This window comes from Polaribacter sp. Hel1_33_96, from assembly GCF_002846595.1.
GTDB lineage: Bacteria > Bacteroidota > Bacteroidia > Flavobacteriales > Flavobacteriaceae > Polaribacter.
Genome location: NZ_PJMV01000001.1, coordinates 1028104 through 1044904 on the forward strand (window position 1 = coordinate 1028104; position 16801 = coordinate 1044904).

The window sequence follows — 16801 nt, forward strand, 5'->3', positions numbered from 1 at the left end:
ACTATTCTTTTCTTTCAGCTTCTTTAATGTTATCTAAATACTCTTGAAAACGTTTTCCGTATGTTGATTTTTTCACTTTAGGAGATAAAGAGTAATTAACAGTATCTAACATTTTTAGACTAGCATCATACATTTCTGTTAAAGCAATATATGGTGCAGCTTCATAATCAGCATTCGTAAGTGCAAAGTTTGTTGTGTATAAAACTCTTCTTCTGGTGAGTCTTTTGTAATCAACTTCTAACTTTTTTAACAAATCTAAATCATTTGCTTTTTTTGCGTCAAAATCTTTCTTGATAAATTCTAAACGTTGATTTTGAAATCGTTTACTTACAGTATTGTATTTATCTAATATTGCTTGATTTTTAGAACCAGTAATTTTTGGAGCATAACCAAATCCTTTAACTTGATCATTTATGGTAATAACACCCTTTTCACCAAAAAATAAAATTCTTTTGTCTGTTGTATTTCCATCAAATGTTAAATAATATAAAACAGGAGAATCTACGTTGTCTGTTAATGTAAAAGTATCTTTTCCTAATAAGGCAACAGAGTCTACAGAAACTAATAAAGTATCTTTCATTTTCTGAAGATATAAAGTTCCTTTTTTAAGGCCTTTAATTTGTCCTTGTACAATCATATTTCCTTCCTTTTTAGAAGAACATGCAAAAAGCACAATTGATAATACTAGAAGAGCGGTAATTTTTTTCATTTTGATTATGACTTTGGAGTGCAAATATGCTGTTTTTTTTTATAAAGTTGAAGCTAATTCCATTAAAATAGTACAGGCGATTGCACCAATAGTTCCAATTGCATAGCCAAAAACGGCTAACAAAACACCTACAGTTGCTAATGATGGATGAAATGCTTGTGCAACAATGGGAGCAGAAGCTGCACCACCAACATTTGCTTGACTTCCAACAGCCAAAAGGAAGTAAGGAGCTTTGATGATTTTAGCAACTAGGATTAATAAGCCCGCATGAATTATCATCCAAACCAATCCAATAACCATTAAGCCAGGGTTTTCAAAAGCTTGATTTAAATCCATTTTCATACCAATAGTGGCTACCAAAATGTAAATTAAAACACTACCTAATTTACTTGCACCAGCACCTTCATAATTTTTTGCTTTGGTAAAAGATAAAATAATAGCAACAAGGGTAGAAACACTAATTAACCAGAAAAAACCGGAACCTAAGAAAGAGAAAATATTACGCCAAGTTTGGGATTCTATCGAAGCTACAAAATCAGAGAAAAAGATACTTAAATATTTAGAGGCAAAATGTCCAAAACCAACGGTTCCAAATGCAATAGCTAACATGATCATTAAATCTGAAAGAGTAGGATTTCTTTTTACTTTTTGTGTAAAACTGATTACTTTTTCTTTCAATTCTTCAATAGCGGTTGTATCTGCTTTTAACCATTTATTTATTTTATCTTTTTTACCAATTCCTATTAATAAAATGGCCATCCAAACATTTGCAACAACAATATCTACAATTACCATTCCACCATATTTTGCAGGATTGTATTGGTAGATTTCTAGCATTGCTGTTTGGTTTGCTCCACCACCAATCCAACTTCCTGCAAGTGTAGAGAGTCCTCTCCAAACTGCATCGAAATCGGCTCCTCCAACAGTTTCTGGCGAGAAAATTGAAATTAATAATATAGCCAAAGGTCCACCAATTATAATACCAACAGTTCCTGTAAAAAACATAATTAATGCTTTAGAACCTAGGTTGAAAATAGCTTTTAAATCGATACTCAACGTCATTAAAACCAAAGCTGCAGGTAGCAGAAAACGACTCGATACGTAATACAATTGTGAGCTGGCACCAACGGTTTCTCCCATAGTATTTGTGGTTTCCCATTCTGGAGATATAACACCAAAGGTTGTAAACAAAGCAGGGATAAAATAAGCCATAAATAACCCTGGTACAATTTTATAAAATTTTTGCCAAAAACCAGCTTTTATGTTTTCTGTGTAAAAAACAAATCCTAAAGAAATCATTAAAATACCAAAAACAATGGCATCATTTGTAAAAATTGGTTCAGTCATTATCTGTTTATTTTTTTTTATGATTTGTATTTAGAATTACACCTAATTGTAATCTTTTTAAAGTGTTAGCTGGTAATTTTATTTGGATATAGCCTAATTTTATTTTTAAATTATTGTTCAGTTTGTGTAAAAAACCAGCTCCAGTCCAATTTTGAGAAAATCTTTTACCTCGATCTAGGTTTAAAAATAGTTCATTAAAAGCGTAAACACTCCATTTTTTAGAAATTGGAGTGCCTACATTTAAGTTATAACGAATCCAACTTTGTGTGGCATCCTGAGTAATATTTTTATGAATAAAACGATGCTCAAAACGAAAACGATGTTTTGCTATAAATTTTCCCCATTTAGATTTTAAATTTAAGTCTTCATACAATCTCCATTCGTATAAATTATTTGAAGGAGTATCATAAGCAACATCAGCAGTAGCATAGCTTAAACCTACTGTAAGATTAGTTTTTGGGTTAATAGTATAGTTAAGACCTAATCTGTAAACCTCTTGTTGAAATTCGCTAGTAACCTCAAAATATCTTAAATGAGCCATCGTTTTTAGCGCAATCTTATCTGATACTCGATGGGAACCATTATACATATACCATGTTCCTAGGCTGTTTTCAGCAGTCTTTTGTGCTTGTAGCTGAAAGCATAAAAAACTCAGGCACAAAATGACACTTGTTTTCTTCATCTTTATTTAATTGAATAAATTTTAGTTTCTTTAAAAGGGGAAATATATATCTTTTCTGTTGATGATTTATAGCTTATCCATTCTTTATTGAAAAAAGAATTTGTTTTAGAAAGCGCTTTATTGAATTCTTCTTTAAACTGATTTATCAATTGAATTTCTGTGGCAGTCTGTTTACCGAATCGTGAACGAACATAATAATTAGCAGTTCCAAAACGCTGATTTACCGTAACTTCTTTGTTTCTAGTAATCCCTTGCCTTTTGTCAACTTTCCCTAGATATATAGCTATTAAAGTGTCAATTTCTTTTATAATTTTTGAGGATGATTTTATCTCACTTTTATATTTCGTTTTATTCTCTTTTGTTAATTGAGATTTTATGGAAGTTGCTGTATTTTTACTTTCTACCAATTGGTTTACAATAGAAGTAATTTTTTCTTGATATCTTTCCAGTTCTTTACTAGCATTGTATTTTTGATTAATTGCTTCATCAGAAATTGCTAATCTAGGATCAAATTCTACTTTTATATTTTGTTCAGAAATAACATCGCCAAAAGTCATTTTTAATTTATAAGTTCCTGGTTTTACAGAAACGCCACTTGGTTCTCTTTTAGATTTAGAAATTCTTCTGGAAGCTCTAGCAATACCTTTTTCTCTTAAAAACCATCTAGTTTTATGAATTCCATTTTCTTTAGGTGCTTTAAATTTTAAAGTTCTTATTTGTCTATTACCATCAAAAACTTCTAATTTAATAGAGTCATATTTTACTGTTTTTTTGCCTTCAGATTTAATTTTGTCCTCATTTGTTTTCTTCTTTGTAGACTTAATTTCTTCTTTCTTTTTCGCAGGTCTATTTATATAATAAGAAATTAAAGCACCACTTTTTCTGTTTTCTCCTTGATACAAAGCATCTGCACCAAATCTACTTCCTGTTGGTTGTTGTCTTGCTGCTTGATATGCAGTAGGAGGTGAGAATAATGCTAACTTTTTAGTAGTAATATTTCCATTTGCAATTGCTCTTAATGGTCTAATATCATCTAAAACCCATGCAGCTCTTCCAAAAGTTCCAATAATTAAATCATTTTCTCTTGGATGAATTACCAAATCTTTTACAGGAACGGTTGGAAAACCTTCCGTCCATTTTGTCCATTTTTCTCCTGCATTTATAGAAATATACAAACCATCATCAGTACCTAAGAAAAGTAGATTCTCGTTTTTAGGATCTTCTATAATACAGAGCGTATAACTTTGTACATCATTTTCGTCAACAATACGTTCCCAAGTTAATCCATAATTTTTAGTTCTATAGGCATAAGGAGTATAGTTAAAACGTCTGTAATCATTTGCTATTAGTAATGCTTCTCCTTTATTTTTATTGGATGCTTTTATTTGTGTAATCCAACTATTTTTGGGTAAACCTTTTATGTTTTTTGCTACATTCACCCAGTTTTTACCCCCATTTTTGGTGATATGTACTTGACCATCATCAGTAGCTGCCCACAAAACATCTTTTTCTAAAACAGCAGGCTCAATTACTAAAATGGTGCAATGATTTTCTGCACCAGTTGCATCCATAGTTAAACCACCACTTTCTGCTTGTTTTAATTTTTCAGGATTGTTTGTTGATAAATCCGGAGAAATAACACTCCAGGTTAAACCTTTATCTGTTGATTTATGTACAAACTGACTTCCAAAATATAAGGTAGAATTATCAAATGGATCCATATTAATAGCTGCATTCCAATTGAAACGTAATTTTATACTAGCATCGAAATGTGTTGGTTTTACCGAATAATTATTTCCTGTTTTATAATCATATCTTACTACAGAACCTTGCTGGCTCATGGACCAACCATATCTTGAATCGTCTTTATCGGGTACAACATCAAAACCATCTCCAAAACTAATTTCTTGCCAATAAGAATTTCTAATTCCTTGTGCTTTCCACACATAGCTTGGACCTCTCCAAGAGCCATTATCTTGCATGCCGCCATAAATGTTATATGGAAATTCATTATCCACATTTATATGATAAAATTGAGCCACTGGTATGTTACCAATAAAGCGCCAAGATTTACCTCCATCTTTCGTAATATTTAATCCACCATCATTCCCATCAATCATAAATTTTCCGTTTTTTGGATGAATCCACCAAGCATGATGATCTGGATGAACTCCATTGTCTACGCCATAAGCAGGCATTAATTGTTCGAAAGATTTGCCACCGTCTTGTGAAACATTGATATACGTAAACACTGTGTATAATCTATTTTCATTTTGAGGGTCTACATAAATTTCTGAATAATAAAAAGGACGATTTCCAATACCAGGTTTGTCATTTATTTTCTTCCATTTAAAACCACCATCTTCACTTTTATACAACGCATTTTTTTTCGCTTCAACCAGAGCATAAATTATATCGGGGTTGCTAGGAGCTATGGCAACGCCTATTCTTCCTAAATCACCTTTAGGGAAACCATCTTTTTCTGTAATTTGTTTCCAGTTTTCTCCCCCATCATGCGTAATGTATACCCCACTTCCTGTTCCTCCAGATTTAAAAAACCAAGGATCACGTTTGTGTTCCCACATCGAAGCAATTAATTTGTTTGGATTTGTAGGATCCATAATTAAATCTGCAGTTCCAGATTTTATGTTTGTAAACAATATTTGTTTCCAAGTTTTACCACCATCCATGGTCTTATAAACACCACGTTCTTTGTGTTCTCCCCAAGGAGAGCCAATGGCACCAGCATAAACTACATCTGGATTTGTAGGATTGATAATTACTCTATGAATGTGTCTCGTTTTTTCTAAACCCATGGATTTCCATGTTTTTCCCGCATCTAAAGATTTATAAATTCCAAATCCACCATTTAAACTATTTCTTGGATTTCCTTCACCTGTTCCTGCCCATATAACACTGGGATTTGATTGCTGGATGGCAATTGCTCCTATAGAAGCCGTTAATTCTTTTTCGAAAATAGGTTTCCATTTAATTCCACCAGAAGTTGATTTCCAAATTCCACCAGAAGCGGTACCAGCATATATGATTTCAGGATTAGATTCCACAACATCAATAGAAGTTACGCGCCCAGACATTCCTCCGGGGCCAATATTTCTTGGTGTCATATTTTTTAAAATATCCATGGAAAACTCTTGAGAAAAGAGTAGAGAAGTAGCGCTTAAAAAAAGGATTGTAAATAATTTTTTCATTGAGTTTGGTTTTTTATAACGGGTTACAAGATACAAAATAGAAAAGCTCAATTAAGATTCCACAAATAATTTAACAAATTTCTATTAAATATGAAATTATTGAATTAGGTAATGAATTAAACTAAATCCACTTTTTATTATTTAACAATGAAACTTTGATTATTTTTATAAAAATTTAAGAAGATGAGTGAGCAAGAAGAATTCTTTGAGTATATAAACAATGGTTATAAAACTAAAGGAGAGTTTATAGCACTTGGAGCAGCTATGTTAGGGGAAGAAACGGTTACAAATGCCATTGTTAAGGTCCCTTTAAAAACGCTGAATAGACATGGTTTAATTGCTGGCGCTACTGGTACAGGAAAAACAAAAACGTTACAAGTTTTAGCTGAAAATCTATCGGAAAAAGGAATTCCTGTTTTATTAATGGATATTAAAGGAGATTTATCTGGTTTGGCGCAACCAAGCCCGGGTCATCCAAAGATTGATGAACGTCATGCAAAAATTGGTTTTCCTTTTGAAGCAAAAAAGTTTCCAATAGAAGTTCTAACAATTTCAGAACAGGATGGTACAAGAATGCGTGCAACTATATCCGAATTTGGTCCTGTTTTATTATCAAAAATTTTAGATTTAACAGAGACACAATCAGGTATTTTAGCAATTATTTTTAAGTATTGTGATGACCACAAGTTGCCTTTACTAGACTTAAAAGACTTTAAAAAAGTTTTACAATTTGTAACGCAAGAAGGCAAAGAAGAAATTCAAGCTGAATATGGTAGAATCTCTACGGCCAGTACTGGAGCTATTTTACGTAAAATTATACAAATAGAACAACAAGGAGGGGATTTATTCTTTGGTGAAAAATCTTTTGATGTTGAAGATTTAAGTAGAATTGATGAAAGCGGAAGAGGAATTATTTCAGTTTTACGTTTAACCGATATTCAAGACAAGCCTAAGTTATTTTCAACATTTATGCTGCAATTGTTAGCAGAGGTTTATGAAACCTTTCCAGAACAAGGAGATAGTGGCAGACCAGAACTTATTATATTTATTGATGAAGCACATTTAGTTTTTGAAGAAGCTTCAAAAGCATTATTAAACCAAATAGAAAGTATTGTAAAATTAATACGTTCTAAAGGAATTGGTTTGTATTTTGTTACTCAAAACCCTAAAGATGTACCTGAAGATATTTTAGCGCAATTAGGTTTAAAAATACAACATGCATTAAGAGCATTTACTGCAAAAGACAGAAAAGCAATTAAGTTGGCTGCAGAAAATTATCCAAGTTCTGATTATTATGACACGAAAGAAGTTTTAACTCAATTAGGAATTGGAGAAGCATTTGTATCTGTTTTAAATGAAAAAGGAATTCCTACTCCACTAGCCAGAACAATGTTGCGTGCGCCAATGAGTAGAATGGATGTATTAACAGACAAAGAATTAGGCAATGTAATAGATAACTCAAGGTTAATGCACAAATATAATCAAGAATTAGATAGAGAAAGTGCCTACGAATTGTTAAATAATAAAATTGAAAAGATTAATTTAGCAGAAGAAAAAGCAATTAAAAAATCTGCAGAACAAAAAGAAAGAGAAATAAAAGAAAAAAGAGCGACGAAATCTTATTCAAGAAGAAGTACAAGACAAAACCCAATTGTGAAAGTATTAACAAGTGCCACTTTTATTAGAGCCTTTTTTGGAATTTTAAAAAAGATGATTAAATAACAAAATTAAAAATTAAACGTTTAAAGAAAATATAAAACAAAAAGAATGATCAAAAAGAAGTCCTTATCTGTAATTTTAATTGTGTTTTCATTATTAATTATCAGTTGTAATAAAAATGATAAATTTAAAATTGAAAAAGGTAAAGTAGGTTTAATTTCTACTGTAACCACTATAAAAGATTTAGAAACTATTTTCAATAACGATTCTCTTGTTAAGAATTTAAGTGAAGGAGCTCTTGGAAATAATTATTTTCAAGATGATGATGAAATTTTAGTTTTTGAAAAAGGAGGAAAACATTTGTTAACAATTATACCAAAAGATCAGTTGGATTCTACATCTACTATAAGAAGTATTGAAATTCATGATAATCGTTTTAAAACGGAAGTTGGTTTAAGTTTAAGTTCTAATTTTTCTGAAATCAATGCCAATAATAGCATAAGGCCGGAATCTACCCTTCAATCTGTGACCCTTTTTTTAGATGAATTAAATGCAACCATCACAATTGATAAAGAGGAGTTAGGTATTAAAGACATTATTACTCAAAAAATATCTTTAGAGCAAATTCCTGATTTAGCAAAAATTAAATCTTTTATAGTTTGGTTTAATTAAATTCTACAATGAAAAAAAAATATCAAATTCAAAGTACACCGTTTGTTGTGCCAACAACAGATGGTAAAATTATTGAAGAACATTTTGGAAATGCTACTGATCAAAATTCGCAAATAAGTATTGCACACATGATTGCACCTCCAAAATGGAGTGAGCCTTTTCAAACTCCAGAATTTGATGAGTACACCTATATTATTAAGGGAAAAAAGCAGTTTATTATCGAGGGCGAAACGATTGTTTTAAAAGCTGGGCAATCCATCAAAATAGAGAAAAACACACGAGTTCAATATTCTAATCCTTTTGATACTGATTGCGAGTATATTGCTGTTTGTCTGCCTGCTTTTTCCATAGATTTAGTACATAGAGAATAAAACAGTAATTATAAATTTATTCATTTTGATGGTTATAAATTTCTCAAAAGGAATAAAGCTAAACCCAAAAATAGATTTAAAAGACTTTATTTTAATTTTTTTGAGAAATCAGTTTCCAGAAAATTAAAAAGTAATTGCAATAATGATTAACAACTTTAAAATTGCTATTAGTAACTTTAGTTTTAACCATTTAATAAATAGCAGTAGAACTTTAATCGCTATTTAAGTATCACCTAAAATGCTCTTTTGAAAGAAGGGTTTTGAGTATTTCCAATAAACATGCTGAGGTATTCAAAAGAAAAAGTAATTATTTAGTTTTTTCTTTGGCAAGCTAATAAAGTGTTTTTTAATAACATTGCAATGGTCATTGGCCCAACACCACCTGGAACAGGAGTAATAAAAGCTGCTTTTTTAGAGACTTCATCAAAAGCAACATCTCCAACTAATCTAAATCCATTTTTTCTAGAGGAATCTGCTAGACGAGTAATTCCTACATCAATTATAGTAACATTATCTTTAACCATTTCTGCTTTAACAAATTCAGGGATTCCGATTGCTGCAACAATAATATCAGCTTGTAAAGTAATTTCTTTGAGGTTTTTAGTTCTGCTATGACACATCGTTACAGTAGCATTTCCTACTTTTCTTTTTTGTGATAACAAAATACTCATTGGGCTACCAACAATATGACTTCTTCCTAAAACAACAACATGTTTCCCAGAAGTTTCAACATTATACCTATCTAATAATTCTAAAATTCCAAAAGGAGTTGCAGAAATAAAAGTGGGTAAATTCAGCGCCATTTTTCCCACATTTGTTGGGTGAAAACCATCTACATCTTTATTAGGATCAATAGCCATGATCACCTTTTGTTCATTAATATGTTTAGGTAAAGGCAATTGAACTATAAAACCATCAATATCATTGTCGATATTTAATATAGCAATTTCATTTAACAAATCTTCTTCTGAAGTTTCCTTTGGTAATCTGATTAAAGTAGATTCAAAACCAACTCTTTCACAAGCTTTTACTTTGGCATTTACATACGTAATACTAGCACCATCATTACCAACTATAACTGCAGCTAAATGCGGGGTTTTGTTTCCCCTATTTTTTAATTCTCGAACTTCTAAAGCAATTTCTTCTTTAATATCTGCAGAAGTTTTTTTTCCGTCTAATAAAATCATTTGTTTTTTCAGGTTCAGTGTTTATTGTGTTACTTTATATTCCAAATTCGCAGTTTGAAAGAGGTTTGTTTTTACTAACTGCTAAGTGTAATTTATTGCATTCCTTTCATCATTTGCATCATTTTTTTACCACCACCGCCTTGCATCATTTTCATCATTTTGCTCATTTGATTAAATTGCTTCATCAATTGATTTACTTCTTGTATGGTAGTTCCAGATCCTTTGGCAATTCTCTTTTTCCTGCTGGCATTTATTGAATTTGGTGTACTTCTTTCACCTGGTGTCATCGAATGAATAATTGCTTCAATTCCTTTAAATGCATCATCATCTATATCTACATCTTTCATTGCTTTTCCAGCTCCAGGAATCATACCAACCAAATCTTTCATGCTTCCCATCTTTTTTATTTGTTGAATCTGACTTAAAAAATCATCAAAACCAAATTGATTTTTAGCAATCTTCTTTTGTAATTTTCTTGCTTCTTCCTCATCATATTGATCTTGAGCACGCTCTACAAGAGAAATAACATCTCCCATACCTAAAATTCGATCGGCCATTCTATCTGGATGGAAAACATCAATAGCATCCATTTTCTCTCCAGTACCAATAAATTTAATCGGTTTATCTACAACAGTTTTTATGGTTAAAGCTGCTCCACCTCTTGTATCACCATCTAATTTTGTAAGAATAACTCCATCAAAATTTAAGATATCATTAAAAGCTTTTGCAGTATTTACAGCATCTTGTCCAGTCATAGAATCTACCACAAATAATGTTTCTTGTGGATTTACAGCTTTATGAATGTTAGAAATCTCTGTCATCATTTCTTCATCTACCGCCAAGCGTCCAGCAGTATCAATAATCACAACATTCTTACTATTTGCTATCGCGTGAGCAATTGCATTTTTAGAAATTTCAACAGGATTGTTATTACCAACTTCGGCATATACTTCAACTCCAATTTGCTCTCCTACAACTTGTAATTGATTGATGGCAGCAGGCCTGTATACATCACAACCAACTAAAAGAACTTGCTTCGCCTTTTTTGTTTTTAAAAAATTTGCTAGTTTTCCTGAAAAAGTAGTTTTACCAGAACCTTGCAAACCAGACATTAAAATTACTGTGGGAGACCCTCCAAGGTTTATACCAACAGTTTCTCCGCCCATTAGTTCAGTTAGTTCATCTTTTACTAACTTTACCATTAATTGTCCAGGATTTAATGTCGTTAATACATCTTGGCCTAATGCTTTGGTTTGAACTTTCTTTGTAAAATTTTTGGCAACTTTAAAGTTAACATCTGCATCTAACAATGCCCTTCTAACTTCTTTAAGGGTTTCAGCAACATTTACTTCAGTAATTTTACCATGTCCTTTTAGGGTATGTAAGGCTTTATCTAATTTATCGCTTAAACTGTTAAACATAACTTGTGTTCTTTTTTAGGAAGCACAAATATAAGAATTAGTGATGATTTGTTTAGGGATTAAAAAAGTTTTTTAATCATCTTTTATTTAGAAATGAGCTTGTAAAAAAGTTCATTAAATAATGAAAGACAGCCAACAAAGAAAAATGAGTTTTTGTTAAAAGTAGGTCATAAATATTAATGAAATGAACTATCTCTTCTTTTTAATAAAGCTAAAATGAAGTTAAGTAGACATAAACATGTGGATATTACAAAAAGAATATATGAAGTTGAAAGTATTGAGTACATGTTAATATAATCCGACAGAAAGTTAGGTGCTAAAACAGTTTTTGTATTTATAAACAAGAGGCAAAAAATAAAAGGAATGAATGCAGCTAATTGAAATATAATGTGAAAAAGAGATAATATAGGTATTGTTGCTTTTTTAGCCCAATAAAGCATGTAATAATTTAAACCAATTAAAGCAACAAAAAGAGCTGAAAAGTAAGACCAATAATGAATTTTAACGGCAAAAAAAGTATTATATATTGTTACATCTATTACGTTACCTTCCCTTATTAAGCCTGTAAAAATAAAAAGAGGGATTAAGCTAAAAAATAAAATATGAGGTTTTTTAATAATAGTTTTCACTTAATAGAATTTTTGTAAAGTTTTTGTATGATGTTCTGTGTGATATACTGTCCACATAATAATTTCTCTTATGGTCATTTTTCCCATTAAAGGATGCGGAATAACCAAGCTATCTAAGTTTTTTTCGCTAATTTTTTTAGTTTTGTATTGCAATTTTTTTTGTTGAATTTGAAGTTTTGTTATTAAACGCTTTTTTTCTTTTAAAGTTGGTTTATTCAATTTTTTATTAAAATTTCTTATTCCTTCTCTATTTTCTGAAAGTTTTTGCTGGTATTTTTTTACAATAGTATTGTAATCTCTAGATTCTCTATTACAAATGCCAAATTTATATTTCAGAAAAAATCTTGGGTAACTTAAAGCTTTATTTAATAGTTGTAAGCTATCTGCTAAATGCTGTATGTGCTGACTTGTAGACCATTTTTTTTCGGGACCTAATATCCAATTTTCTTGAGGCTGATTTTCTAACCAAGTAAATAATTCTTGGTGTTTAGTTTCTAATATATCTAAAATCTCATCCTTATCCATCCATCCATAATTTGCGGCGTTAAATGTAATAAATTTATAAGATATAGTAGTAAAATAGTGTAGATTTTATACTCGATATGTTGATGGTAATTTAGTGTTGATGTTAGCATTTAGACTATATAGTTAGAGCTGAATTAAACTTTGCCATTCTTTTTTAATCCTTAAGCATAATTGATAAGATTTAAAATAAGATGATTGCATACATCAAAAGTATTTTAATTCCAGTCGTAACATTTGATAGCAATATAAATAGGGCAGAAAGGAATCGTTTATTTAGCAAAACTATAATATATTCTAGAAAAGTGATTAAATAATTTACCATAACCGTGGCTATGTTATTTACTCTTTAATTAACCAAAAAGTTCTCTATTTATAAGATTAAAGATACAAATGCAATTTATAAAAGTGCTTAAACCTTTAATAAAAATAGTCAAAGAATAAATTTCTATTATTTTTTTGTTCTTATTGCTAGTTTTTGAGAAGTTCCAATAATACTTATGTATTTATTAATTGCACTTGAAGTGAAATTTTCTAACAAAATTTTAAAGTGTTCATAATTTAATATTTTGTTAAGCTTTTTCAATGCTCTCTCTATATTTTTAAAACATAATTATTAAATTTATTATAAATGTAATCCATTGTTTCGAAAAGTAAGAAGACATCAACTCAAAAGTGTAACAAAAAAAGTAATTATGAGTAATGTTTTGAGTAATTAGAAATTTTATTTTTCAACAACAAATTCTAAAGCAGCTCCATTAATGCAATGGCGTTTTCCTGTGGTTTCTTTTGGTCCATCATCAAAAGAATGCCCCAAATGACCACCACAAGTATTGCATTTGAGCTCAGTTCTGCGATACCCAATTTTATAATCTACATCTAACTCAATATTGCCGTTTATAGCGCGATCAAAAGAAGGCCAGCCAGAGCCTGAATCAAATTTATTTTCAGATTTGTACAAAGCTGTTTTGCAAGCCGCACAAACATAAATACCTTTTTTGTGATTTTCATTAAATTCACTTGTAAATGCCCTTTCTGTGCCAGCTTCACGTAATACATAATATTGCATTGGAGAAAGTAATTTTTTCCATTCAATATCTGTTTTTTCTACTTTATAAGTTTTCTTTTCTTTTGATGAATTTTGTGAATTTCCTACACAGCTAAACATCATTAATAAAACAAGAGTACTAATTAATTTTTTCATATATCTAAAAGTGTAATATTATCTTTTTTTTAATTGAATATTATTATATCCATTGGTAATAAAAGAATTGATTTTATAGGTTTGACGTATATTTATTAAATAACTTACAATATTATAAATTATTAAAATATCAACAAAAAAACATTTTTAAATAAAGATAGAATCTATAATTTAAAAAGTAATAAATTTGTGACCTATTGTATAAGAAAGTGTCTTACTAGTTATAGACTAAACACATAAAAAAATGAAAAAAGTACTTATTTTAGTTATAATCATGGTTCTTTTTGAAGCATGCAGTACTGTGCCAATTACAGGAAGAAAAAGAGTGAATTTAGTAAGTGATTCGCAAGTTTTACCAACAAGCTTTGCCCAATATAAAGGTTTTTTAGCGGAAAATAAATTATCTACTAATAGAGAAATGACAAACCAAATAAAAGAAGTTGGTAAAAATATTTCTCAAGCTGTAGATCGCTTTATGAGAGCCAACAATATGGTTACAGAAGCAGATTCTTATCGATGGGAATTTAATTTAGTAGAAGATAAAACTATAAATGCTTGGTGTATGCCAGGAGGTAAAGTTGTCTTTTATACTGGTATTATGCCAATTTGTGATAACATAAATGGTGTTGCGGCAGTTATGGGGCATGAAGTTGCACATGCATTTGCCAAACATGGTCAAGAACGTATGACTTCATCTTATGGTCAACAAATTGGCGGTTTATTGGTGACTTTAGGAACATCAAAGGAAGATTCGCAAACAAAACAAATATGGAATACTGCTTTTGGTGTTGGTTCTGGTTTAACAATGTTAAAGTTTAGTAGAACTCATGAGCAAGAGGCAGATAGATTAGGGTTAGTTTTCATGTTGATGGCGGGTTATGATGGTATTGAAGCTGCAGAAGTTTGGGTAAGAATGAGTAAAAATTCCGGAGGAAGTAGTACACCACAAATTTTAAGCACACATCCTTCAAATGCAGCAAGAATACAAGATTTAAAAAGTTATTTACCTACTGCAAAAATGTATGCTAAAAAGTACAATCAAGCACAATCTCAAGTCAAAAAATAAATTAAATAAATAGTTTCCTTATATTGTGCACCGTTCAAGAGATTGAACGGTTTTTTATAAAATATAATTTATGTTAAAAATTGGAGATAAAAAATTAATCAATGCTTGGGCTTTTTATGACTGGGCAAATTCTGTATATTCTTTAGTAATCAGTTCAGCTGTTTTTCCTATATATTATGCAGGTTTAACAACTTCTAAATTCTTCGCAAATGCAGATGGGGAAATAGAATTTCTGGGTACTTTATGGAACCCAACTAGCTTATATAATTATGCGCTAGCGTTTTCTTTTTTGGTAGTTGCATTTATATCGCCAATGTTATCTGGTATAGCAGATTATGCAGGGAATAAAAAGAAATTTTTAAAAGGTTTTTGTTTACTAGGCTCATTATCTGTAATGAGTTTGTTTTTTTTTACAGGTAAAGAAACCCTTTGGGTTGGCATTGTGTTTACCATTTTAGCTAGTATTGGTTTTTGGGGAAGTATAGTGTTTTACAATGCATATTTACCTGAAGTAGCAAATCCAGAACAACAAGATAATGTGAGTGCTAAAGGTTTTATGTTGGGATATTCAGGCTCTATAATTTTACTACTTATTTGTCTGGTACTTATAGAAACTGAAGTTTTTGGTTTTTATGATAAACAATTTGGCTCTCAACTTTCTTTTGTTTTAGTTGGTATTTGGTGGTTGGGGTTTGCTCAAATTACCTATGCTAAATTGCCAAAAGAAGAGAAAACTACACTACCTAAAGATAATTATTTTACAAAAGGTTTAAAAGAAATACAAAAAGTATCAAAAGAATTATTTGCTTACAGAGAGCTTAAAATTTTTCTAATATCATTTTTCTTATTAAGTATTGGCGTTCAAACAATTATTTTAATGGCTGGAATTTTTGGAACTATTTTAGGATTAGAAACTTTAAATTTATTAGCAACTATTTTATTGGTGCAATTTGTTGGAATTTTAGGCGCTTTCCTTTTTTCAAGACTATCTAATAAAATAGGAAATATTAAAACGATAAAAATAGCAATTGCTATTTGGGGTTTGGTTTGTTTTATTGGTTTTAATTTAACCAAAGAAACTCCACATATAGAGATGTATTTTTATATTTTAGGAGGTTTAATTGGTCTTGTTATGGGCGCAATTCAATCTTTAGCAAGGTCTACATATTCAAAATTATTGCCTGAAACAGAAGATACAGCATCGTATTTTAGTTTTTATGATGTAACTGAAAAGATAGCGTTAGTAGTAGGTATGGTTACTTTTGGATTTTTAAATTCTATATTTACCATACAATCTAGTGTTTTAGCATTAGCAGTTTTCTTTTTAGCCTCTTTCATTGTGCTTAGTATTTTTAAAAAGACAAAACATGTACAATAATCTATTCTCGAAAGATTTCAGTTAAATAATCTTTTTCTATTATTAACACAAAATCAATCAAAATTTCTTGATCTTTTTTGGTGAGTTTGTTTAGCATTTGTTCTCCTTTAGTAATGGTTTCTAGAGCTAATTCTAAACCTAAAGTTTCTTTTTTGGAAAAAATTTTAGGTTTCATTTTCATTTTAGAAATTAAATAAGCAATGATTTCTTTAATTTTTGCAACCAATTCTTTATCATGGATAATATTGAAGAAAGTTTCTGTATTATTCATGAAACCTTCGATTTCTTTATAAGGTAAAAGTTTAATTAAAGTATTTATTTTGGATGTAGTATAAGGAGGGTCAATATTTTTATTGATAGCTATAACAACCAAGGCATTTTCAAATGTGGTTGCACCCCGATAAGATTTCATTGCTTTTAAGCCTGCGTTAAATACTTTAGGTAAATATCTTCCTTGCCTCAATACCAATTGAAAAGAATCCAAAACTAAATTTAACAACTTTTCTGGGTGTTTTATGAAATCATCTAAAGCGCCAAACGCTTCGTTTAATTCTTTTCTCTTTTCTAAATTAGGATATACATAGATTAAGAAATAGTCTTTTATTTCACCTACAATTTCCTCATTTATCGTTTTAGGAAAATCATGTTTTTTCTTTAAAACTTCATATTGATATCGTTCTTCAATTACATTTCTGTAAGCTAAAATAATTTCATTTAAAATTATCTTTTTAGACATATATGTGTG

At 30.2% G+C, this 16801-nt stretch carries 14 protein-coding genes; 5 read left to right on the forward strand and 9 right to left on the reverse strand.

Features of this window, described 5'->3' with window-relative positions; all coding sequences use genetic code 11:
* Position 1: 1 nt before the first annotated feature.
* Genes ATE90_RS04525 through ATE90_RS04540 form a run of 4 tightly spaced genes read right to left on the reverse strand, consistent with a single transcriptional unit; the run spans position 2 to position 5947 of the window.
* Positions 2-709, reverse strand: a complete 708-nt coding sequence (locus ATE90_RS04525; RefSeq protein WP_036786781.1) for a DUF4369 domain-containing protein — start codon at positions 707-709, stop codon at positions 2-4.
* Positions 710-748: 39 nt separating this feature from the next.
* Positions 749-2056, reverse strand: coding sequence for a DUF819 family protein (locus ATE90_RS04530; protein WP_036786779.1), 1308 nt, complete (start codon positions 2054-2056; stop codon positions 749-751).
* A gap of 7 nt (positions 2057-2063) precedes the next feature.
* On the reverse strand, positions 2064-2738 hold the full coding sequence (locus ATE90_RS04535) for a DUF2490 domain-containing protein (protein WP_036786777.1): 675 nt from the start codon (positions 2736-2738) through the stop codon (positions 2064-2066).
* A gap of 2 nt (positions 2739-2740) precedes the next feature.
* Positions 2741-5947: a WD40/YVTN/BNR-like repeat-containing protein gene (locus ATE90_RS04540; protein WP_101450931.1), complete on the reverse strand. Its 3207-nt coding sequence runs from the start codon at positions 5945-5947 to the stop codon at positions 2741-2743.
* Positions 5948-6130: 183 nt separating this feature from the next.
* On the opposite strand from ATE90_RS04540, the gene ATE90_RS04545 reads away from it, so the two are divergent.
* From ATE90_RS04545 to ATE90_RS04555, 3 genes are read left to right on the forward strand one after another with little or no spacing between them, the layout of a single operon-like run.
* Positions 6131-7669 (forward strand): helicase HerA-like domain-containing protein, encoded by a 1539-nt coding sequence (locus ATE90_RS04545; protein WP_101450933.1) that lies wholly within the window; start codon positions 6131-6133, stop codon positions 7667-7669.
* 45 nt (positions 7670-7714) lie between these two features.
* Positions 7715-8278 carry a hypothetical protein gene (locus ATE90_RS04550; RefSeq protein WP_036786771.1) on the forward strand — a complete coding sequence of 188 codons (564 nt, stop codon included), beginning with the start codon at positions 7715-7717 and terminating at the stop codon, positions 8276-8278.
* Between the two features lie 8 nt (positions 8279-8286).
* Positions 8287-8649, forward strand: coding sequence for a cupin domain-containing protein (locus ATE90_RS04555; protein ID WP_036786769.1), 363 nt, complete (start codon positions 8287-8289; stop codon positions 8647-8649).
* 311 nt (positions 8650-8960) lie between these two features.
* On the opposite strand, the gene folD is transcribed toward ATE90_RS04555, so the two are convergent.
* From folD to msrB, 4 genes are all read right to left on the reverse strand, one after another.
* Positions 8961-9836, reverse strand: a complete 876-nt coding sequence (folD, locus tag ATE90_RS04560; protein ID WP_036786767.1) for a bifunctional methylenetetrahydrofolate dehydrogenase/methenyltetrahydrofolate cyclohydrolase FolD — start codon at positions 9834-9836, stop codon at positions 8961-8963.
* Between the two features lie 92 nt (positions 9837-9928).
* A complete protein-coding gene (gene ffh / locus ATE90_RS04565; protein ID WP_036786765.1) occupies positions 9929-11257 on the reverse strand; it encodes a signal recognition particle protein in 1329 nt (442 codons plus the stop codon).
* Between the two features lie 629 nt (positions 11258-11886).
* Entirely contained in the window at positions 11887-12411 is a 525-nt protein-coding gene (locus ATE90_RS04575) for a DinB family protein (RefSeq protein WP_036786761.1), read from the reverse strand.
* Positions 12412-13132: 721 nt separating this feature from the next.
* Entirely contained in the window at positions 13133-13612 is a 480-nt protein-coding gene (msrB, locus tag ATE90_RS04580) for a peptide-methionine (R)-S-oxide reductase MsrB (RefSeq protein ID WP_036786759.1), read from the reverse strand.
* Positions 13613-13856: 244 nt separating this feature from the next.
* On the opposite strand from msrB, the gene ATE90_RS04585 reads away from it, so the two are divergent.
* Together ATE90_RS04585 and ATE90_RS04590 are read left to right on the forward strand one after the other, a co-directional pair.
* Positions 13857-14678 carry a M48 family metallopeptidase gene (locus ATE90_RS04585; protein ID WP_036786758.1) on the forward strand — a complete coding sequence of 274 codons (822 nt, stop codon included), beginning with the start codon at positions 13857-13859 and terminating at the stop codon, positions 14676-14678.
* A 70-nt stretch (positions 14679-14748) separates the two neighbouring features.
* Positions 14749-16056: an MFS transporter gene (locus tag ATE90_RS04590; protein ID WP_101450935.1), complete on the forward strand. Its 1308-nt coding sequence runs from the start codon at positions 14749-14751 to the stop codon at positions 16054-16056.
* A 1-nt stretch (position 16057) separates the two neighbouring features.
* Here ATE90_RS04590 and ATE90_RS04595 read toward each other — a convergent pair whose 3' ends face one another.
* Positions 16058-16792, reverse strand: a complete 735-nt coding sequence (locus tag ATE90_RS04595) for a hypothetical protein (RefSeq protein ID WP_036786756.1) — start codon at positions 16790-16792, stop codon at positions 16058-16060.
* Between the last annotated feature and the right edge of the window lie 9 nt (positions 16793-16801).